Genomic DNA, 21,314 nt, shown 5'->3' with positions numbered 1-21,314 from the left:
TTATTCAATCATTTAATACTTAAATTTGTGTCATTAACCACAAGCCGCTTGGGTAATTTTTTTGGTCGCAGGATCTACTGTTACCGTCACACGTTCAATACGATAATCCATGGTTACACCTTGATTTGGCGCAACTTTACGTACGATTGATGCCTGTGTAAGCTGCTTAATTTTCGCTTCAGACATATCATTTTGTCCAATCAACTGAGTCGCACGTTCAGCAACACATGTGGTTTGAGTGTTTTGCGCTGTTTGATCTTCCGTTGAATTGGTTTGAAGCGAAGAGCATGCTGATACAGTTAAAGCCATGATACCAAGACCTAAAATTGCAACATTTTTCATAAGACGACCTATTTTGATTTTTTGCTTTAAAGCCATAACATAACAAAAAAAGATAAGCTTAGAAAATTAATATATAAAACTCATACATTTATCATGCAAATAAAAACCAGTGATTCATGATTTATCACTGGTTTTTGGTAGTTCTAAATATTTAAGCTTAAAAATTAATCACCGTACGGATTGATTTACCTTCATGCATTAAATCAAATGCTTCATTAATTTTATCTAAGCCCATTGTATGGGTAACAAATGGTGCAAGTTGAATATCACCTTTCATCGCATCTTCAACCATACCCGGCAATTGTGTACGGCCTTTTACCCCACCAAATGCAGTTCCTTTCCATGTACGACCAGTCACAAGCTGGAACGGACGGGTTGAAATTTCTTGACCTGCACCTGCTACACCAATGATGACTGATTGTCCCCAACCACGATGAGCACATTCAAGCGCTGAACGCATCACATTGACATTACCGATACATTCAAATGAATGGTCTACACCCCAGCCTGTCATTTCAACAATCACTTCTTGAACAGGTTTGTCATAGTCTTTTGGATTGACAAAATCAGTCGCACCAAACTCTTCTGCCAATTTAAATTTTTCCGGATTGGTATCAACAACAATGATACGGCCTGCTTTCGCTTGGCGCGCACCTTGTACAACAGCCAAACCAATACCACCTAAACCAAATACAGCAACTGAATCGCCTTCTTGTACTTTTGCCGTGTTATGGACTGCACCAATCCCTGTCGTTACACCACAACCCAGTAAACAAACATGTTCAGGATTTGCTTCTGGGTTAATTTTAGCCAATGAAACTTCAGCAACAACCGTATATTCACTAAAAGTTGAACAACCCATATAGTGATAAATCGGTTCACCATTATAAGAAAAACGTGTCGTTCCATCAGGCATAACCCCTTTACCTTGTGTAGCACGAACGGCTGTACATAGGTTAGTTTTGCCTGATTTACAGAATAAGCATTCACCACATTCTGCCGTATATAGAGGAATCACATGATCCCCCGGTTTCACTGAAGTTACACCTTCACCAACTTCAACAACAATACCAGCCCCTTCATGGCCTAAAATTGCTGGAAATACACCTTCTGGATCATCACCTGATAAAGTAAATGCATCTGTATGACAAACCCCTGTATGGGTAATTTTAACAAGGACTTCGCCTTTTTGTGGAGGAGAAACATCAATTTCCACAATTTCTAAAGGTTTTCCTGGACCAAATGCAACAGCAGCACGTGATTTCATAGCTAAATATCCTAATAGGTTTGTGTTTTAACAGTTGGACTACAGTAACCTTTTTCTATTTACAGATTCAACCATTAACTTAATGATATGATTTAGTAAAATTTAAAGTACTCATTGAAAGAATGAATCATTCAAAGACTTCACTTGCCTTGGTTATTTTGGCTTTTTCAATCACTGGATGCAGTTTACCTATGAATCAACCAGAACAAGAACAACAAGTTAAAGTATATGCAGATCATTGGATCAATGAGCCTCAAGCAAAAAAAATGCTTACTCAAGGGCTAACTGCATATTTAGCCATGAATGATGCTTTCCAAAGTATCGCGTCACGTATCCATCTGATTCGAAAAGCCAAATATACTCTTGATTTACAATATTATATTTGGGCGGATGATTTTATTGGCAATTTAATGCTACACGAGTTGTTAAAAGCTGCTGATCGCGGTGTAAAAGTCCGACTATTGATTGATGATCAAAATGGAACAAAAATAGATCGACAATTAAGTGCATTGCTGACACATCCAAACATTTCGATCAAATTATACAATCCTTATAAATTTCGGCACTTTCGTGTAATGGATTATATTTTTAGAATGAACAGAATAAACCATCGAATGCACAATAAATTAATTATTGCTGATGGCGCAATTGCTGTGACAGGCGGACGAAATATTAGCAGTGAATATTTTGATGCTAGTGAATCTTTCCAATTTACCGATATGGATATTTTATTTTTTGGTAAAGCGGTTAATCGTGCAAATGAAGTTTTTACCGACTTTTGGAATTTTCAACTCACCTATCCCATTGATCAATTTATTCATAAAGGTTCTGAACAAGATTTATTAACTTTACGAAAAAGCTTTGAACGACTTGAACAAGCTGAACATACAGCAGATGAAAAGGTAAATCTTGAGCAGAAAGAACTTGCCAATGAGCTTAATCAAAATAAAATCAATTGGGCTTATGCCGATTTTTTAGCAGATTCTCCAAAGAAAAGTTTAGGACAAGCGCGCGACAATGAATTAATTTCACATCAAATTCACCAGCATTTGGGTGATCCTGAACAAGAAATGGATTTGATTGCTGCTTATTTCGTTCCTACAAAAAATGGAACGAATTTTATTAACCAATTCCCTAAACAAAATGTCAAAGTGAGAATTCTAACCAACTCTTTTATGGCAAATGATGTTGCGCTTGTCCATGCGTTTTATCAAAAGTATCGAGTTGACCTGCTTAAAGGCGGAGCTAAGCTTTATGAATTTAAACCTTATATAGAACGTAACCGCCGTACTTGGTATGAGGTCCTCACAGGAAATATCATTCCAAAAAAAGGCAAAAATAAATCGAGTTTGCATGCAAAATTTATCAATATTGATGACAGAGTCTTTATTGGTTCATTTAACCTAGATCCAAGATCATTCAATATCAATACTGAAGTTGGACTGATCGTTCAGTCAGATCCTTTACAAGAACAAATTTCAAATCTATTGGATCAAACCCTATTGAGGGTTGCTTATGAGTTAAAACTTAATTCACAAGGTGAGCTAATCTGGTTAGATCATCGTGTTGATGGTAATGTGATCGAATATAAAGTTGATCCTGAAACTACGCGATTCCAACGATTTATTATGTACAGTGTGTCATATTTACCACTTGAATGGATGATGTAAGTTTAGTGTAATGACAAATAGCATACAAATTCGCTAAAACATCATTATTATAAATAACATTCGAATAAACAGAGGCCTTTGATCTCTTTAACCAATTCTATGTCAGTAAAGCCCGCATATTTTAAGCTTTGGAAATGTTCATGTTTCGACATAAATAAGTCACTATCGCTCATTGCGTCCGACGCAAAAACATGGTCACAGACCAAGTACATCGCATCACTTTTTAATAGCGTTTTCACTTGTTGATGAAATTGATTTGCATAGCTTTTATGGCGTAACTCATGTAAAGCTTGATGAATAATGATTGCATCATACTGTCCAAGCTGATCACGCCAATCTTCATTTTTAAAGTCAGCAATCAGATATTGCGCCCGGTCTAGCTCAGAAGAAAGTAGCTTACTTTTGGAAAGCTCATTCATTGCATCAGAGAAATCTAGCGCCGTATATTTAATCTCAAGGCAATGACTGAGTAAATGTTTTGCTAGAAAACCAGGACCTGAACCTATTTCTAAAATATTGAACTGTACGTTTTGATCAGTTTGATGCTGTTTCTCTCTGGCTGCTTTTTGAATTAAATTCACATAATAATCAAAAAAATCATAACGCCAAGGTCGTTTTTCATTGGCATCATTTGCCCATTGCAAAGCATCTTGCGGGTTTTTCAAATCAATTGGACTCGGTACATCCTGAACACTCATTATAATTATTCCACTGAAATCAATATAAATTTGCTTACTATTTACCCATATTTTAAAGCAATAGGGAAAAGGATTTTCGCTAACTTTGTAAGTTATTTATTTTTAACTGCTGAATAGAAATTGCTAAGATATCAAAAACTTTTTTATCTACACATTGTGCAACATTAAAGCGCATAAACTGTCCTGCATTTTCAGCTTGGCTAAATGAATTACCTGGTGCTAGAATTACGCCCTGTTTGAGACATAACTTTGATAATTCTGCAGCTTGTATACCATCTGGTAATTTGCACCATAAAAAAATCCCCGCTGTTGGAACAATCCACGGTTTTATACCGAGTTGCCCCAACTTTTGCATCATTTCATTGCTGACTTTCAGCAAATGTTTCTTTAACCAATCTATATGTTTAGGATAACTGCTGTCCATTAAAGCCTGATAAATAATTTCTGAATTTAAGTGACTATTGCTAAAGTTGGTCGCAATTCTTAAATCGATCAATTGATCAATCAGCTCAGATTCTGCAATGATATAACCGCAACGAATCGCTGCTGAAAGAGTTTTGGTAAAACTGCCAATCTGAATGACATGTTTAAAACCAGCTAATGAAGCATAGCGTGGTGCTGGTGTATATTCAAAATCAGCAAAAATCTCATCTTCAATAATCAATAAATCAGTTTTCTCAACCAGCTTAGAAATTTGATAAACCGTTTGTAGCGAAATCGTGGTCCCTGTTGGGTTATGAATCCCTGAATTGGTTAAATAGATTTTTGGCTTTAAATTCAGTGCTTGTTCAAATTTTTCTACGTCTGGTCCCAGTTCTGTAAACGGAATTGGAACGGCTTTTAAATGATGTGCCTTAATCAAGGCGCGGAAATTAAAATAGCACGGATCATCGATCAAAATCACATCGCCGGCTCTAAGTAAATGTCTGAAAATTAAATCAATGGATTGCGTTGCTGAGTCAGTAATAAGAATTTGATTCAGTTTAAATTTTAAATCATACAATTCTTTTTTTCTGGCAATAAATTTACGCAACTCCAAATGTCCATGCGGTGTTGCATAATCAGTGAGCATGCTGATTTCAGACTTGGCAGCTTGTTTTAACGCTTTACGGATCGATTGTTCAGGCATCCAAGTGGTGGGTAACCAACCACAACCCGGTTTTAGCACATCAATCTTCGCCTCTAACGACTGCCTTGAAATCCACAATGGATCTATTTCACGTTGATACTGTATTTCAGTGTCAATCATTTGCATTGGTTCTGCTTTACCTAACACATAATAACCAGAACCAAGACGAGATTCTAAAACACCTTCCGCAACTAATCTGGCATAGGCTTCAACGATCGTGGAAACAGAACAGTTTGTTTGTATAGCAAACTGACGAACTGAAGGTAAGCGTGAACCTGCAATTAAACTTTTATTGGAAATTTGATTTTTAATCATCAGCACTGTTTGCTCAATTTTAGTTTTTGCCATTTATAAACCATATATTTAAAAAATAAGAAATACGAGAAAATTTGTTAGATTGAATAGAATTGTACTGGTAAAAATAGCATAACAGTTCTTTAAAATTGTACTGCAGTGTACATATATATTTCCAGTAAATAGCGCTTAAATAATCATAAATTTACTGAGTAATTGATGATGGATAAAACAAATATTGGCTGGCTGAATGGTTTTATTGGTGTAGCAATTTTTGCTGGCTCTTTGCCAGCAACACGTATAGCTGTCATGGGATTTAGTCCAGAATTTTTAACCACAGCTCGAGCAGCCATTGCAGGAAGTATTGCTTTAATCTGCCTGTTTATTTTACAGCAATCAAAACCCTCTTTTGTCCAATTTAAATCATTGGTTATTGTCGCTTTAGGTGTGGTGATTGGTTTTCCATTATTTACGGCCTTAGCTTTACAAACAGTTTCTTCTGCACATGCCATTGTCTTTGTTGGTCTATTGCCTTTATCGACTGCAATTTTTGCAGTTTTACGCGGGGGGGAAAAACCTGCTACACAATTTTGGTTATTTGCTTTAATTGGCAGTGCGATTGTGGTTGGATTCATGTTTTATGAAAACCGTAATTTAAGTTTTAGTGTGGGTGATCTCTACATGCTTGCATCAATTGTCGTTTGTGGACTGGGTTATGCCGAAGGTGGAAAGCTTTCAAGAGAATTGGGTGGATGGCAAGTGATTTGTTGGGCTTTAGTAGTTGCATTACCCTTGATGCTCATCTCAAGTCTATATTACTTACCTACAACCTTTGCAAATATCCATTGGCCAGAAACCATTGGTTTAATCTATGTGTCACTGTTTAGTATGTTGATTGGTTTTATTTTTTGGTACAAAGGCTTAGCGTTGGGCGGAATTGCCAAAGTTGGACAAATTCAATTAGTACAACCATTTATTGGTTTAATGCTTTCAGCGGTTCTATTGGGTGAACACGTAAGTTTTGCGATGATTGTTGTTTGTTTTGCAGTTGTGATCTGTGTTACGTTGGCAAAACGATTTGCATAGAAAATGATAAGGTTTAAGCATTTATTAACTATATGTGTATATCGATTTAATTAAATATAAGGGAATAAATGCCTAAGCTTGAACAAAAACAGTCAGTTACTAATATGGTTTATTTTGCTAATTTTATTCAAAATGTGGACGCTTTAAGAAGGAAAAAACATGCTGGATTACCAGCTTTACCAAAAAATAATAAAAACCACTTCAACTGTTCAACCTGCCTCAATGCATGGTTCGATTACAACTGTCGATCAATTGGGGCAACTCAATATAACGACTATACGAGCCATATTCTGAAAAAATTCAAACTGAATTATTTTTCGATACTTATAGTGAATCATTTAAAGAAAACATTTCTAACCATAGCAAAGCGTAATTATAAACTGTGAATAGCAATCGTTTTTTTGGTTAAAATCTATGATTCTAGGTAAATTTTCAGATTTCCCTGTTGTTCGTTTAATTATCGAAATTGGTGAACTAGATATCGCCACTGCTGAAGAATTAGCAATGATTGAACAGCGTATCAAACCACTCTCATGGACTAAAGGGAGCCAATTTTGATTTGGTCTAGTTTTACCCATGTTCGAGATTTTAACGTAACTGGTTTTAAATGGGTTCAATACCCAACCATGATGCCAAATTATGAGTTTTAAACTTACTTAAAGTAAGCCTATTTCTTTAAATAAGTTCTTATATGCCTCTGCCTTCTTATCCAGTGCTAATGGATACGCTCTTGATGAAGAAGGCATCCGATATAAACATATCTCTCGTTCAGCAAATATAGCTTGTGAGGATTGCCCTATCTGTGGCTTTTCAGTTTCTTCAGGCATAGATAACATCAGGGTATCTGTTGCCTTATCTCCAGTGGTCATGATGCTGTTACATTCAGGAATTTGCGCTAAAAGCTGTGATAGGTCTGTGGGGGTTTTAATCTGTAGGAATTTATCTGAGGCATTCCCTTTTAAGCGAATAACTTGATACGCCGTATCAAAAATTGCGATACCTTTTTCGATTAAGAATTCGCGAATGCGTTGTTCTTTAAAATTTTTATTGGGTAAATCTAAAAAGTGGTCTTTATTTTCAAAGAAAATAAGCCCAAAAATCCGCCACATATCATTTTGATAATTCGGATAATAAAAATCCATCTTCCATCTGTTTTGAGGCGGTGGAAAGCTACCAAGCATCAACAGCTTAGCATTTGAAGGAAGAAATGGTTTAAGTGGGTGGGTTTCTATTTCGATATCAGTCATTTATAAATAAGAAATAATCTAAGAATTATACTGTTATCTTAACATTTTTACTTGCTAAGCATGGGTAGTTGTTTCTAATTTTATATTAAAGATTTTAAATCGTAAATTTATCCATTTTCTTTTAATTAACCAACTTAATCGATTGTTGTGCTTATTCAATAAAACCACCCGCAGGTGGTTTAAATACAACTTACACAATAAAAATCAGTAGCCATTCGCGCTTAACTTAACTCTAAAAGGCTCTGTTTGATTTCTCATCATTTCCTTCATCTCAGCTGTGATCTCAACACCCATCTCTTCAAGCATTAACAAACCAAATTCTGAAGTGCTCTCTGCAAAATTTTTGTTATCTATTAACATTTGAGCAAGCTTTACATTTTTAGGAAAATCAGGGAAAAACTCATTAAAGTCTTTTTTATCTTCAATTCCAAAATAGATAAATCTTCTCCATTCATTAGTTTGAATATCGCGTATAAAAATTATGTCAGCTTCAGTCTGCATACTTTTTTTGAATAGTTCATCTTGTGATTGTATAGGCACAACACAAACTTCGCCTACACTTGAAATATAATTTAATTTTGGTTTTAAAAATGTAGAATCTATATTTTTATAAGATCCATCTTTGGCTAAATCTTGCTGTAATTGAATGTCTTTTCTGTACTCAGCATCGCTGATCCATTCGCCTGAAGAAAAAGTCTGTCCTTGATGCTTAGGTTTAAGTTTTCGATCATATTCAATCTGGTCATAATAACTGATCACATCATCAAGTGAACCATTTTTTAGTATTTCTATTTCCTTGTCCCCTTGCTTATTAAAAATTTCATAGCTTTTTTCACACTGTAAGTTCTCTGCAAAGGAGAAACTTGATGCTAAGGTTGTTAAAGCAATAATGAATAATTTTTTCATGAAATACCCTCTTAATATTTTGGGGATAAGATACTCAGGTTGAGATCAGAAATAAACCTTACAAAAAATTTATTTAACACAACACATTAGCTGATTTTTTCAACTTGACCACTAAGCTATTATTTTTAAATAAATTTTAACAACATTCCGACAAAACTATTTTGCATCAAATCTCTTTATGAAGGGTCAATTCTTTATTGCTGCTGTGATTACTGATTTTAAAAAATTACTAGAAATTTCATATATAACAGAGCTTTAATCAATATTCTTAGCGCTAATAAAAGTCGTTGCGTCAATTCCACCCCATATAAAAAATACAAAACGTGGCGATGTGCTGTTTTTAATCGGAAATTTCAAATAAAATCATTAAATATCTTGAATTTGTAACAATTTCAAGATATGGTAATAAAAATCATTGCATATCTCGGTAATATATTTGATAGTTAAGGTTCTTTAAGATTTATCTAAATATTAACTGATTTTATACAACCGAAAACTTTTTCTTAACATTAAAAATCAATTCGTTATGAACATTAAACTTTTTACAGCATTATTCTTGATCATTGCCCTGTCTGCTTGCAATAAAGAGCCTAAGCAGCATACAACTGCGCAAACAGATCGACCAACCCTCACTGCACAATTTGAACAATCAGATGAAATGATTAGTAAATATCTTGATCAACTTGATGATCCAAATACAACATTGGATGATAAGACCAGAATCGTATGTCAAGATTATCCTAAAGAATACAAATCGAATTACATGCCAAATTTACTTAAATTAAATCCAGAGAACTATACTGAAGCTAAATTACTTTCAGACTTAGATATTGCTTTAAACTATTACAAAGAAAAAGAAAATATTCAGTGTAAAGATACAAAATAGTGATGGTCATTTATCAAGTTTTAGCGCTTACAATTTTTTAAAAAATTTAGATTAAATGTTTGTTTTATATAAATAGTTTAAGTGTTTGGTATCTAATAAAAAATAGGGAGCTTAAAAGCTCCCTATTTTTAGTTCTTTTCACGGTAGTATTGATGTTTTCTTTTTGAATGATGTTTCCAGTTTTTTCCACCATAGCAAAAAAAAGGTGGATGTTCATTCGTCCAAGAGCACATTAATGCCCTACCACGTCTGCGTCTTAGTTTAAGAGGATAGGATTTATACTCAATCTCGTGCAAGAAAAAACTACTTTTTTCTTGTTTAACACTGTAGTGGCGATACCAAATATCTTGGCGATTTGGAAAAATTTCATCATCATAATCGCCAGTTAAACCTTTTTTAACAACGCTTACATATTGTTGTTTAAGGTGTTTAAGCTTATCCATATTTCTCTCATTAGGTAGTTAAAACCTAATAGAGAGTTTTCGCGTAATAATTCATATTTTATGTTCTTTTTGAATTTGATTAATTTTATCACATGAATTTGCTAAAAATACACTGTGAAATTTGTTTTGCCCAAATTTGATAAATTTCCTGACTCGGATGAAAACCATCACGTGCCATTTGTAAATTTAAAGTTTTAAAATGGGCTAAATCAAAACGAATCAATTGATAATTGATTTTATTTTCGATGAATTGGGCTAACTTCTGATTCATTGCACTCGAATACTGTCCAAACAGCCATCCCAGTGGATTTGGTAATGCTGGAAACAGATTCATTGGGGGAACACCCGTGACTAAAATCATCTTTGGTAAAAACTTAGCTTCAATTTCTGTATAAAGCCCCCTTTGTTGCTGAATCCATTTTTGTGGTGAAATAAGTTTTGTGATATCGTTTACTCCAACCGATGTAATCACAACATCAAACTGCTGATTGTCTAATTGCTTGGTTCTTTGCAAAATTTCTAAGGTGCTATCCCCTGTTTTTGCTTCTAATTGATAAGTGACTTCAAAATTAGAGGTTAATTCATCGAGTAAACACCCCAATAAGGCTTCACGTTGATCTTCAACCCCCACACCTGCGGCAGCAGAGTCACCCAAAATTAAAATAGATAGTGCTTTTCCTTGTCCTATAACACCTTTTCGCAATCCTTGAGGTTCAGCTAATCGGGGTGTATTTTTCTTGACGCGATAACCTTGAAGGATTAATGCGGGAACGAGAACAATGGTAGAAATTTTTAAAAGCATATTTGAATACCAATCCAACAAAGCTATCTCAAAATCAGTCAGAGTCGAATATAGCTTGTCGCAATATTAAAATCATAAAGTTCAATGTCGATTTTACTTAATTGTATGGTCAAGTCGCTATTGGGCTAAATCAACAAAATTTAAGGCAAAAGCAAATATGAATGTACCAATAAATTCAAAAACTAAAACCGCATACTTTCTGCTTTTGCTCATCAAATAGGCATTATAGGTCCCGATTAAAATAATACCAAGATACATTAACTTTTGAATATCATCGATTTGCATCAGGCATTGTTGAATTTCACAGTGCTTTTCAAAAAAGAAGAGATACAAGATACGCGCAAGAAAAACTAAAAAGCTGGTTAGGAAAAAACCCACGACGATAAACATGTTAAAATTCTCATTATTTTTTATCCAGTTAGATTTTAAAGCTTTATCTATGCATTGCAATAAAAAAGACCCTTACTGGGTCTTTTAAAACTAAATAAAGCTCAACCGAGTTTATTCACAATTTTTAATGGCAATATTTTCATGGCTAGTCCTATCGGTAACCAAGGCCATTGTGGTACATAAGCTTTAACAGGTTGTTTTTCAATTGCTTTAACCAATAAATAAGAACCTGTTTCAACATCGACCTCAAATGGCAGTTTTTTTGCCCCTTCATTAATTTCAGTACGAATATAACCAGGGAAAATCGTAGAAACTTTAATTTTCGTGTCAATTAACTCAGCACGTATCCCCTCCGCTAAAGCAGCTACACCCGCTTTACTTGCGCCATACGCGGTCAAGTGTTTAGGCATACCACGAAGTGCACTCATAGAAGAAATCACAACCAGATGACCAAACTTTTGCTCACGGAATATTTCAACAGCAGCTTCACACTGTGCCAATGCAGAAATAAAATTGGTTTCTACAGTTGCACGGTTAATCTCAAATTTACCATTGCCAATACGACGACCATCACCAACACCTGCATTGACGATAATACGATCAAGCTTACCAAAGTCCTGCTTAAATGCTCGAAAGACTTGAAAAACTTGCTCATAGTTAGTCACATCTAAAGTTTTGGCAATCACTTTGATACCATATTTAGACTCCAACTCTTGTTTTAAGCTTTCTAAACGCTCTAAACGACGCGCACAGACGGCTAAGTTATAACCTTTTTGCGCAAATTCTCGTGCCATTCCTGCACCGATTCCAGAACTTGCGCCTGTGATTAAAATTGTTTTTACCATGACAAATTCCTTAAACTGTTTTTATATTTCTTAAAGTGCGACTTTAAATCCACGTCAATAGTTGCGGATCTTCAGCCTTAATAAAATGATGTTCATTCAAGCTCAATAATTGCGGTTCATTTCCCACCAGTCGTAATGTGGTTAAACTGGTATTGGCAATTGCCCAATTCAATGCAAAGGTTTTATTGGCGCTTAACTCCAAGAGTTTTCCTGCAACAACTGAAATAACACCGCCAGAAGTAAATACAATTGCATAGCGAGGGTTGGTTTTTACCAGCTCATCACATAAATTCTGTAAGGCCGTTTCTACACGGTTTTTAAAATCTGGCCAAGATTCGTCATACTCATGGTGATATTCACCACCAGTCCAACGGTCAATTGCCCCTTCAAAAATTTTTGCCAAATAGGCACGTGGACTTTTTTCTTTGGCAACATCCTGTTTAAGTAGATGCGGTTGATTAAAACGCGGATCATATTGAGCAAAAACTTGTTGATGGTTAAATTCATTCCAATGATGGTCCGTCACAATTTGAGCATCAGAAAAACTTTCAGCCAAAGCAAAACTTGCTGTTTGCTGATGGCGTAACATTGAACCTGCAACCACACAAGGCTCTTCTTTCAAAATTTTATCGAGATATTGCCCCAATAGTTTGGCTTGTAACTCGCCATTGGGTGAAAGCTTGTCATAACTCTCTGCACCAAATGATGCTTGTCCATGACGAACGAGGTAGATTGTGGTCATTTTCCTAAAATTTCCTTAAATTTTTCAAGATATTTCCGTGCAACTTCATTGGCTTCAATTTTTTGTAAACCGATGAGCTTTAAGGCACGAATATGTAAGGCATGAATCACAATCCAAAAATCTTTAAAAGCAGGATTATCTGTTTGTTTATGATAGTAACGATAATAAATTTGCTGTGCGATTACAGCTAAACGGAAAATACCAAATACTTCGTAGAATGCCCAATTATCGGGTTTTAATCCGGTTTTTTCTAAATAATATTCAACCACTTCTTTACGGGTAAGCATCCCTTTTAAATGTGTAGGCTGGCGACGGGTTGATTTAAAAATTTGATTGTCTGTATCTTCCACCCAATAGGCCAAAGCAGAACCTAAATCCATGAGAGGATCACCAATGGTTGCCATTTCCCAATCCAATACACCAATCACTTGGGTTGGGTTTTTAGGGTCAAGAATGACATTATCAAAACGCCAATCATTGTGAATCAAACACGTGTTTGAGTCAGCAGGAATATTTTCATTAAGCCATTTACGTACAAATTTAAAACTCGGCACATTGATGGTGTGCGCCTTTTCATAACGTGCATCCCAACCTTCAACCTGACGACGGCAATACCCATCACCTTTTCCAAGTTTTTCTAGTTCGGTGCCTTGATATGGAACTTGATGTAATTCAATCAGCTTGTCCAAGACATTAATACACAATTCATGCACTTGCTGTTGAGTAAAATTCAGTTCAGGGGGCAGTTTGGCACGTGGAATAATCCCTTCAATGCGTTTCATCACATAGAAGTCACAACCGATTACGGATTCATCCTGACACAGCGCGACCATTTCAGGAAGAACTGGGTAGTATGGTGCAAGCCATTTTTGTACATGATATTCACGCGCCATATCATGTGCAGATTTCGCCTTTGTCCCTTTGGGTGGACGACGTAAAATTAAATCAGCATTGTCATATTTTAAACGATAGGTCCAGTTTGAAGCTCCGCCAGAATATTGAGTTACTTCTACATTGCCTGAAATTTCAGATCCATTTTCAATGAGCCAATTTCCGACAGCACGAATGTCCAGCTCCTCTCCTTCACGTATACTTCCACCAATATCAATGACTGACATATTATTTCCCTGAATCTTATGTTTTAAACCATACATCTATAAAGAATGATACTTTTAACTAAAAACTTCATTTGCTCACTACTTTATATATAACACCTCTAACATAAAGCAGTTATTTTTTATCAGCAAATTGTTATTTTTTACGCGAGCCATAACCTCGTTTTTTTAATTCTAATTTTGCAATCATCCCTTTATGCACTTCATCTGGGCCATCCGCTAAACGTAAACTGCGGGCTTGAGCAAAGAATCCTGTTAAAGGTGTATCTCGTGATACGCCCATGCCACCATGAATTTGAATGGCCATATCAACTACTTTTTCAAGAACTGAAGGTGCAACAACTTTAATGGCTGAAATCTCGGTAAGCGCAGCCATAGTCCCTTGAGTATCCATTTTATACGCCGCATACAGGGTTAACAGTCGTGCTTGATCAATCGCAACACGAGCATCTGCCACACGTTCTAAATTTCCACCTAATTTAAGCACTTCTTTACCAAAAGCAGTTCGACTCATTCCTCGATCAATCATTAATTCTAATGCTTTTTCAGCAGCACCAATGCATCGCATACAATGATGAATACGACCCGGACCTAGACGCCCTTGTGCAATTTCAAACCCTTGTCCAGCACCACCAATAAAATTACTTACAGGTACACGAACTTGATTAAAACTAATTTCGCCGTGCCCATGTGGCGCATCATAATCACCAAACACGGGTAACATACGTTCAATGGTCACACCTTGAATATCCACAGGCACTAAAACCATGGAATGTTGATGATGACGATCTTTGCTTTCATCAGGTGTATGCGCCATAAAGATAATAATTTTCGCATTTGGATCTCCCAAACCTGAAGACCACCATTTACGACCATTCAATACAATTTCATCACCATCTACCACTGCAGTTGCCTGCATATTGGTTGCGTCCGATGAAGCAACTGCTGGTTCAGTCATACAAAATACTGAACGGATTTTTCCTTCTAATAACGGCTTAAGCCATTGTTGTTTTTGTTGATCTGAACCATAACGCCATAGCACTTCCATATTGCCACTATCTGGAGCATTACAATTAAATACTGTGGGTGCGATTAAACTACGGCCTGACAGTTCTGCAATATGGGCATATTCCTGTACAGATAAACCTGCACCCCATACTGGATCTGGTAGAAACATGTTCCAAAGTCCAGCAGCTTTTGCTTTATTTTTCAGGACTTCAAGTTGTGCTGGCCATTGCCATTTTGTCCAATCACCACCTTGATTAAGATGATGGACTTCATTCCAAAAATCAGCTTCTACAGGTTCAATTTCATTTTTAATAAAGGCTTTGGTACGTTCTACAAATTCTTGCGCACGTGCTGAAAGTTCAAACATGCTTATCTTCCTGTAAATATATGGATAAATATTTGAATAGTGTCTCTTTACTTTACCTTAGCTGAAAACCTATTATGAACCAAATGATTTAATTCAATACCTCACTATGAATATGATTCATAATAAAACCAATCTTGATATGTCGATTTTCAATCATATTGATATTAATTTATACCCACTTTTTATCACCATTTATGAGCAAAGAAATATTTCAAAAGCGGCAAAGATTTTATGCATTACTCAGTCTGCTGCGAGTCATGCTTTACAAAGACTTAGGCAGCATTTGCAAGATGATTTATTTGTTCGCGCTGGGAGTAAAATGCTGCCGACACCTTTTGCTGAACAGATTTATCCATCTGTACAAAATGCTTTATTTGCTTTTCAAAATATCTCCAAACAAAAACAACAGTTTGATCCCAGTTCAGTACAAACCTTACGCATTGCAATACATGATGAAATTGAACCGATTATTTTTCCCAAATTGATTCACCATTTCCAAAAATTGAATTTAACCATTCAGTTTCTAAGTACCAAGCTTGACCGCAAGAATGTAATTGCTGATTTAGCTGCTCAACAAGTCGATTTTGTCATTGATCTAGAACAAAATTATGGTGATAAAATTAATTATCAAAATTTGGTTCAAGATCATTTTGTGATTTGTTCTCAGCATACAAATATCAATTCTGAACTGTATTTTGCATCACCTCATATCGGTGTTTCTTCACGCCGTACTGGTTTGCTTTTAGAGGACATATATTTAAATCAAGCGCAATTTCGTCGTCAGATTTTTATGCGTTGTCAGCATTATTCAACTGCCCTGCAAGTTTTAGCACAATACCCTGATGCGATGTTAACCATCCCAAAGCAGATACTGGCACATTTACAAGTTGATCAAAGTATCAATATTTTTGAGCATCCTATTGATCTACCTGTATTAAATATGGGAATTTATTGGCACGGTGCGCTAAATGAAAATTCTAGGCATATTTATTTAAGAGAAGAAATTTCTAAAATTTTTGCTTAGGCTATTTTATAAACGATTGGATTTAGCATGCGGTTAAGCCGCACACGTACAATCATCCCTATTTCTAATGATTTTCTTCATTCTAGTAGGTGAAATTAAGCCACTTATCTATTCCATTCGACATTTCATACATTGAATTCAAATTATAAAAATAAGACATAAAATCCACCTTAACCATGATAATATACATTTTATGTCATGTTTTGGATGATGTTGCTATGAGAACTTCGGCGCATAATTTTATGCTTGATGGTGTGGAAGACATGTTGACTCAAATTGGGACGAATATCAAAAAAGCCCGACTTCGACGTAATATGACCATTCATGATTTGGCCAATCGCATTCATGTAGATAACCGAACAATCTCACGTATGGAAAAAGGTGATCCAAGTATCAGCCTAAAAAATGTGATTTCAGTTTTAGTAATCTTTGGCCTTGAACATACCCTAGGCTCACTTGCGAATCCTGAGTTGGATGAAGTTGGCTTAGCACTCGAAAATCGTAATAGTTCAGTACGTGCAAGATTAAAAAAACAGTCTGTGATTAGTGATGATTTCTGATAGGTAAATGAACATGGATGAAGTTAAAGGATGTTATGTTTTCATAGATACAGGCTCCCAGCCAACAATTGCTGCGCACTTTTCTTATGAAAAGCCGATTTATCGCTTTCTTTATGGTCAATCATACTTACAACGTGTAGATGCCTTCCCTTTAGATCCACTTAATCTAAGCTTTCAGTCTGATAACAAACCATATGAAACTATTTCTAAAGATGGTTTTGGTGTACTTGCAGATGCAACACCAGACAATTGGGGTAAACGCTTAACCAATGCCTTACACCGTAGAACACCATTAAATCAATTGGAATGGTTACTCGCTTCACAAGGAAATTCAGTCGGCTGTATTGTTGGAAGCTTGTCTAAATCGCATATAAAAAACAATTCAAATATCATCCAATATGCAGAATTAGAAACCTTCATACAAATTACTGAACTTATCGAAAAAAAACGAGATCCGTTTGAGATGAAACTTGAGCAACTCGAATTAAATAAGCTGTTATATAACGGGGCTTCAATGGGCGGAGCCAGACCCAAAACCCTTGTGATGTATAAAAATAAAGAATGGATTGCTAAATTTAATAAAAGTGATGATTTGTTTGATACCTGTAAAGTTGAATATGCTTCACTGAATATGGCACGAGACATGGGGCTCAATACATGTAATGCCGAACTAACAGAATGTGCGGGCCGCCCTATTCTCTTAGTTGAACGCTTTGATCGAAACTGCCCTGAACGTAAAAAACACTATATAAGTGCCAATAGTTTGCTCAATATTCAGAAAATTCGTATAGGAGATCCTAAAATGTCCTATATGAGTATTGCCAAAGTCTGTAGTCAGATTTGTTTTGACGCTATCAGCAATCAAAAAGAACTCTATAAGCGTATGGTGCTGAATGTCATGATTAGCAATACTGACGATCATTTAAAAAATCATGGTTTTTTAATGTATGACATGAAAAAGCAACATTATGCTTTAAGCCCGCTTTTTGATGTTTTACCTCATGGTATGCCAAGCTCATTTCCAAATGAACATGCTCTGGTTTTAGGCAATGATGGACGGTTTGGAAGCTATGACAATCTTATCAGTCGTAGCAATGCCTTTGGACTAAACCTGGATCAAGCTAGAGAATGTATTAAGGATGTCCGTGATGTTCTCGAAAATAGAGGAAAATACCTGTTAGATGCGGGTCTTAAGCCTACAGAAATTCGCCAATTAGAATCCTATTTCTATCTAGATATCCTCAAAAACTAAAGTTCAACAATGCCAGCCATTTATACTATGCATCATGAAAATCATTGGCTAGGGTGTGCCGGAGTTTAGTCATCAATCTTTGCCAGAAAATAATCCAAACATGACATAAAATCCAGTTTAAATTAGATAAAGTACTTTTTATGTCATTATAAAAGATAATATCAGATTGCATTCCTATAATTGTGCTTAGGCTATTTTATTATTTTACGATTATTGTCACTGTTGCCTTTACTGCGGTTTATATTTTTATTTCAGTCTATTATCTCAATAGTTAATGAAAAACAAAAAATGAGGAACATAGTTCCTCATTTTTTATTCAGTAAAACCTTAGTAGGCTAATTGAATTAACATTCTAAAAAAACCAGCAATAAGCGCCAATGTTAGAAATCCACCTAGCCATAACACGACAAACCATTGCGTTTGAGATAGTTTCATACTTGCTTACCTCATTTAAACCTTTAAATTTTTACCATGTTGCATGTTTAATCTTGCTTAGGCTATTTTTCACTCAAGCCAAAAGACTAAACATGCTACGTTTAACCTTAGTGATACCCTTCATCACCAATTCGAACTTTGTCTCGAAACACCCAATACGAAAGCCCGGTATAAATCAAAATAATTGGAATTAAAATCAATGCACCAATTAAAGCAAACAATTGACTGCTCTGTGGCGCGGCAGCTTCCCAGATAGTCACTGATGGCGGAATCACATAAGGCCACAAACTGATGATAAACCCAGTATAAGCAAGGAAAACCAAAGCCAAGGTATAAAGGAATGGACTCAGTTCATAACGCTTTTTACATGCGCGAAGTACTAGGAAAGTAAACAGCACCACCAATATTGGTACAGGACTAAAATACATCAATTGTGGTTGGCTAAACCAGCGTGCTGCAATTTCAGGATGTGCCATCGGGGTATAAATACTGACTGCGCCAAAGATGACAAACAAAGCAACGATTAATTTAGGCATCAACTGATACATACGATCTTGTAAATCAAGTTCAGTTTTAAAAATTAACCATCCACAACCGAGTGCTGCGTAAAGTACAACAACACCAATACCTGTAAACACAGTAAACGGCGATAACCAGTCTAAACCACCACCTGCATACATATGGTTTTCTACTTTGATCCCTTGGATATATGCGCCAAGAATCATCCCTTGGAAAAAGCTGGCAAGAATTGATCCACCAATAAATGCTTTGTCCCATAAATGCTTGGTTCGATTGGCTTTAAAACGAAACTCAAAAGCCACACCACGGAAAATTAAAGCAATCACCATAAGGATAACTGGCATATATAACGCGGATAATACAGTCGCATAGACCATTGGAAATGCCGCATATAACGCTGCACCACCGAGTACCATCCAGGTTTCATTACCATCCCAAACAGGTGCAACAGTGTTCATCATCACATCACGTTCGTGTTGATCTTTAACAAAGGGAAATAAAATCCCAATACCTAAATCAAAACCATCTAGTACTACATAGATGAATACACCAATGGCGATAATGACAATCCAAATCAGAGATAAATCAATCATTATTTACGCTCCTGTTCATTGGAATCAACGCTATCTTCAACACTCGTCAATGGGCGTTTAGAGGCCAAAATAACCGCTTCTTCACTATGCGCTACACTTTCTGGTGTGGCGTAGATAAATTGTGGACCTTTGTGCATCAATTTCAACATATAGTAAATGCCGATGCCAAATACGATGCAATACACCACAACGAAAATAATTAAAGTGAGGCCGACTTGTTCCGCAGAAACAGGAGATAAAGCATCTTTGGTTCGCATCACTCCATATACCACCCACGGTTGACGACCAACCTCTGTGGTAAACCAACCTGCAAGCAAGGCAATAAATCCTGATGGTCCCATAGCAAAAGCAAAACGATGTAACCATTTATTTTCATAAAGCTTGCCACCTTTGCGTAGAAACAATGCCATCAAGGCGAGGAGAATCATCAACATGCCCATTCCAACCATGATTCTAAAACTCCAGAACACCACGGTAGAATTAGGACGATCTTCAGGGGCAAACTCTTTTAAGCCTTTTACCTCACCATCCAGCGTATGGGTCATGATTAAGCTACCAAGATTTGGAATACCAATAGCATATTTGGTTTCTTCTGCTTGCATATCTGGAATACCAAACAGATATAGCGGCATGCCCTCACCTTTGTTGGTTTCCCAATGCCCTTCAATCGCTGCAAGTTTAGCAGGCTGATGTTTTAAGGTATTTAAACCGTGATTATCGCCGATGAGAACCTGTAATGGTGCAAGGACCAGAATCATCCACAATGCCATTGAGAACGATTTTTTGATTAGCGCGTCACGGCGTCCTTTCAATAAATGCCACGCAGCAGTTGCAGCCACCAGCAAGGCTGAAACAAGGAATGCTGCAGCAGCCATATGGGCTAAACGATAAGGAAATGAGGGGTTAAACACAATTGCAAACCAATCTTGCGGTACGATAATTCCATTTTCGATGCTAAAGCCTTGTGGTGTTTGCATCCAACTGTTTGAAGATAAAATCCAGAACATTGAAATACAAGTACCAATTGCCACCATAGCAGTTGCAAAGAAATGCGCTCGAGGACCTACCCGCCCCCAACCAAACAGCATAATGCCTAGGAAACCAGCTTCTAAGAAAAATGCACTCAATACCTCATAAGCCAATAATGGGCCTGTCACAGAGCCTGCAACACGTGAAAATTCACTCCAGTTTGTTCCAAACTGATAACTCATCACCACACCAGAAACCACGCCCATACCAAAAGCGACAGCAAAAATTTTCACCCAAAATTTAAATAAATCTTGGTAAACAGGGTTTTGAGTTTTTAGCCAGCGCCATTCAAGCACAGCTAAAAAGCTTGCAAGTCCGATAGAAATTGAAGGAAAAATAATATGAAAAGAAACAGTAAAAGCAAACTGAATACGCGCCAATTCTAAAGCAGTTAATCCTAGATCCATGACATCACCTTATTCATTGGTAAAGTTGGTAAAGATTGAATTTTGAATACATTGATAAACATTTTTTGTTTTACAAACTCAGCATACGCCTGAACATTCAGTACAATCTGTTGTTTTCTTTTTGCTGTATTTTTAAACAATGCTAAAAATAGCATGCAAAGGCTGCTTTCCTGTAAATCGAGGAAATTTTGAAAAATCATGATCATTCTCTACACAATAAATTCGAAATACGACCGCATGGCTTTAAAGCTTTCATTT

At 36.1% G+C, this 21,314-nt stretch carries 24 protein-coding genes; 7 read left to right on the top strand and 17 right to left on the bottom strand.

The window, feature by feature from the left end:
- Nucleotides 1-33: 33 nt before the first annotated feature.
- Nucleotides 34-342 carry an I78 family peptidase inhibitor gene (locus AC4CUY_RS09605; RefSeq protein WP_336951249.1) on the bottom strand — a complete coding sequence of 103 codons (309 nt, stop codon included), beginning with the start codon at nt 340-342 and terminating at the stop codon, nt 34-36.
- 157 nt (nt 343-499) lie between these two features.
- Nucleotides 500-1,609, bottom strand: a complete 1,110-nt coding sequence (locus AC4CUY_RS09600) for an S-(hydroxymethyl)glutathione dehydrogenase/class III alcohol dehydrogenase (RefSeq protein ID WP_490774025.1) — start codon at nt 1,607-1,609, stop codon at nt 500-502.
- A 191-nt stretch (nt 1,610-1,800) separates the two neighbouring features.
- Between AC4CUY_RS09600 and AC4CUY_RS09595 the strand changes: the two genes are divergently transcribed.
- Nucleotides 1,801-3,279 (top strand): phospholipase D family protein, encoded by a 1,479-nt coding sequence (locus AC4CUY_RS09595; protein WP_490774024.1) that lies wholly within the window; start codon nt 1,801-1,803, stop codon nt 3,277-3,279.
- A 47-nt stretch (nt 3,280-3,326) separates the two neighbouring features.
- On the opposite strand, the gene AC4CUY_RS09590 is transcribed toward AC4CUY_RS09595, so the two are convergent.
- Complete coding sequence (locus AC4CUY_RS09590; RefSeq protein ID WP_419328884.1) at nt 3,327-3,977, bottom strand: class I SAM-dependent methyltransferase; 651 nt, start codon at nt 3,975-3,977, stop codon at nt 3,327-3,329.
- A 79-nt stretch (nt 3,978-4,056) separates the two neighbouring features.
- Nucleotides 4,057-5,454 (bottom strand): aminotransferase-like domain-containing protein, encoded by a 1,398-nt coding sequence (locus AC4CUY_RS09585; RefSeq protein ID WP_490774023.1) that lies wholly within the window; start codon nt 5,452-5,454, stop codon nt 4,057-4,059.
- A gap of 168 nt (nt 5,455-5,622) precedes the next feature.
- Between AC4CUY_RS09585 and AC4CUY_RS09580 the strand changes: the two genes are divergently transcribed.
- Together AC4CUY_RS09580 and AC4CUY_RS09575 are read left to right on the top strand one after the other, a co-directional pair.
- On the top strand, nt 5,623-6,486 hold the full coding sequence (locus AC4CUY_RS09580) for a DMT family transporter (protein ID WP_419328920.1): 864 nt from the start codon (nt 5,623-5,625) through the stop codon (nt 6,484-6,486).
- A 414-nt stretch (nt 6,487-6,900) separates the two neighbouring features.
- Nucleotides 6,901-7,044 (top strand): hypothetical protein, encoded by a 144-nt coding sequence (locus AC4CUY_RS09575; RefSeq protein WP_483769928.1) that lies wholly within the window; start codon nt 6,901-6,903, stop codon nt 7,042-7,044.
- A gap of 98 nt (nt 7,045-7,142) precedes the next feature.
- Here the strand turns inward: AC4CUY_RS09575 and AC4CUY_RS09570 are convergent, their stop codons facing one another.
- Both AC4CUY_RS09570 and AC4CUY_RS09565 read right to left on the bottom strand, forming a co-directional pair.
- Entirely contained in the window at nt 7,143-7,733 is a 591-nt protein-coding gene (locus AC4CUY_RS09570; protein WP_483769929.1) for a uracil-DNA glycosylase family protein, read from the bottom strand.
- Nucleotides 7,734-7,937: 204 nt separating this feature from the next.
- Nucleotides 7,938-8,639 (bottom strand): hypothetical protein, encoded by a 702-nt coding sequence (locus AC4CUY_RS09565; protein WP_419328880.1) that lies wholly within the window; start codon nt 8,637-8,639, stop codon nt 7,938-7,940.
- A gap of 526 nt (nt 8,640-9,165) precedes the next feature.
- Here AC4CUY_RS09565 and AC4CUY_RS09560 point away from each other — a divergent pair.
- Complete coding sequence (locus AC4CUY_RS09560) at nt 9,166-9,525, top strand: hypothetical protein (RefSeq protein ID WP_483769930.1); 360 nt, start codon at nt 9,166-9,168, stop codon at nt 9,523-9,525.
- 128 nt (nt 9,526-9,653) lie between these two features.
- On the opposite strand, the gene AC4CUY_RS09555 is transcribed toward AC4CUY_RS09560, so the two are convergent.
- From AC4CUY_RS09555 to AC4CUY_RS09525, 7 genes are all read right to left on the bottom strand, one after another.
- Nucleotides 9,654-9,968 carry a hypothetical protein gene (locus AC4CUY_RS09555; protein WP_419820444.1) on the bottom strand — a complete coding sequence of 105 codons (315 nt, stop codon included), beginning with the start codon at nt 9,966-9,968 and terminating at the stop codon, nt 9,654-9,656.
- An 88-nt stretch (nt 9,969-10,056) separates the two neighbouring features.
- The gene (locus tag AC4CUY_RS09550; RefSeq protein WP_490774022.1) at nt 10,057-10,770 is read right to left on the bottom strand and encodes an SGNH/GDSL hydrolase family protein; all 714 of its coding nucleotides are present in this window, start codon (nt 10,768-10,770) and stop codon (nt 10,057-10,059) included.
- Between the two features lie 117 nt (nt 10,771-10,887).
- Nucleotides 10,888-11,160 carry a hypothetical protein gene (locus tag AC4CUY_RS09545; RefSeq protein WP_336951264.1) on the bottom strand — a complete coding sequence of 91 codons (273 nt, stop codon included), beginning with the start codon at nt 11,158-11,160 and terminating at the stop codon, nt 10,888-10,890.
- Between the two features lie 101 nt (nt 11,161-11,261).
- Nucleotides 11,262-12,005: an SDR family oxidoreductase gene (locus tag AC4CUY_RS09540; protein WP_483769931.1), complete on the bottom strand. Its 744-nt coding sequence runs from the start codon at nt 12,003-12,005 to the stop codon at nt 11,262-11,264.
- A 43-nt stretch (nt 12,006-12,048) separates the two neighbouring features.
- Nucleotides 12,049-12,747, bottom strand: coding sequence for a histidine phosphatase family protein (locus AC4CUY_RS09535; protein ID WP_483769932.1), 699 nt, complete (start codon nt 12,745-12,747; stop codon nt 12,049-12,051).
- The gene (locus tag AC4CUY_RS09530) at nt 12,744-13,865 is read right to left on the bottom strand and encodes a phosphotransferase family protein (protein WP_483769933.1); all 1,122 of its coding nucleotides are present in this window, start codon (nt 13,863-13,865) and stop codon (nt 12,744-12,746) included. Before AC4CUY_RS09530 ends, AC4CUY_RS09535 begins: the two co-directional genes overlap by 4 nt.
- Nucleotides 13,866-13,998: 133 nt before the next feature.
- On the bottom strand, nt 13,999-15,237 hold the full coding sequence (locus AC4CUY_RS09525) for an acyl-CoA dehydrogenase family protein (RefSeq protein WP_483769934.1): 1,239 nt from the start codon (nt 15,235-15,237) through the stop codon (nt 13,999-14,001).
- A gap of 106 nt (nt 15,238-15,343) precedes the next feature.
- Here AC4CUY_RS09525 and AC4CUY_RS09520 point away from each other — a divergent pair, with 106 nt between their 5' ends.
- From AC4CUY_RS09520 to AC4CUY_RS09510, 3 genes are all read left to right on the top strand, one after another.
- The gene (locus tag AC4CUY_RS09520) at nt 15,344-16,261 is read left to right on the top strand and encodes a LysR family transcriptional regulator (RefSeq protein WP_105712666.1); all 918 of its coding nucleotides are present in this window, start codon (nt 15,344-15,346) and stop codon (nt 16,259-16,261) included.
- A 218-nt stretch (nt 16,262-16,479) separates the two neighbouring features.
- A complete protein-coding gene (locus AC4CUY_RS09515) occupies nt 16,480-16,821 on the top strand; it encodes a helix-turn-helix transcriptional regulator (RefSeq protein WP_419329127.1) in 342 nt (113 codons plus the stop codon).
- Nucleotides 16,822-16,834: 13 nt separating this feature from the next.
- Nucleotides 16,835-18,073, top strand: a complete 1,239-nt coding sequence (locus tag AC4CUY_RS09510; protein WP_419329126.1) for a type II toxin-antitoxin system HipA family toxin — start codon at nt 16,835-16,837, stop codon at nt 18,071-18,073.
- Between the two features lie 327 nt (nt 18,074-18,400).
- Here the strand turns inward: AC4CUY_RS09510 and AC4CUY_RS09505 are convergent, their stop codons facing one another.
- The 4 genes from AC4CUY_RS09505 to AC4CUY_RS09490 all read right to left on the bottom strand — a co-directional run bounded on the left by AC4CUY_RS09505 (nt 18,401) and on the right by AC4CUY_RS09490 (nt 21,256).
- Nucleotides 18,401-18,508, bottom strand: a complete 108-nt coding sequence (locus AC4CUY_RS09505) for a hypothetical protein (protein WP_004720571.1) — start codon at nt 18,506-18,508, stop codon at nt 18,401-18,403.
- 107 nt (nt 18,509-18,615) lie between these two features.
- Nucleotides 18,616-19,620, bottom strand: coding sequence for a cytochrome d ubiquinol oxidase subunit II (cydB, locus tag AC4CUY_RS09500; protein WP_004821432.1), 1,005 nt, complete (start codon nt 19,618-19,620; stop codon nt 18,616-18,618).
- Entirely contained in the window at nt 19,620-21,056 is a 1,437-nt protein-coding gene (locus AC4CUY_RS09495; RefSeq protein WP_419329125.1) for a cytochrome ubiquinol oxidase subunit I, read from the bottom strand. Before AC4CUY_RS09495 ends, cydB begins: the two co-directional genes overlap by 1 nt.
- The gene (locus AC4CUY_RS09490) at nt 21,047-21,256 is read right to left on the bottom strand and encodes a hypothetical protein (protein WP_336951280.1); all 210 of its coding nucleotides are present in this window, start codon (nt 21,254-21,256) and stop codon (nt 21,047-21,049) included. Before AC4CUY_RS09490 ends, AC4CUY_RS09495 begins: the two co-directional genes overlap by 10 nt.
- Nucleotides 21,257-21,314: the final 58 nt, after the last annotated feature.

This window comes from Acinetobacter sp. 778_lipA (genome assembly GCF_058242985.1).
The sequence above is the reverse complement of the archived record's forward strand: the minus strand, read 5'-3'. Positions and strand labels throughout refer to the sequence as shown.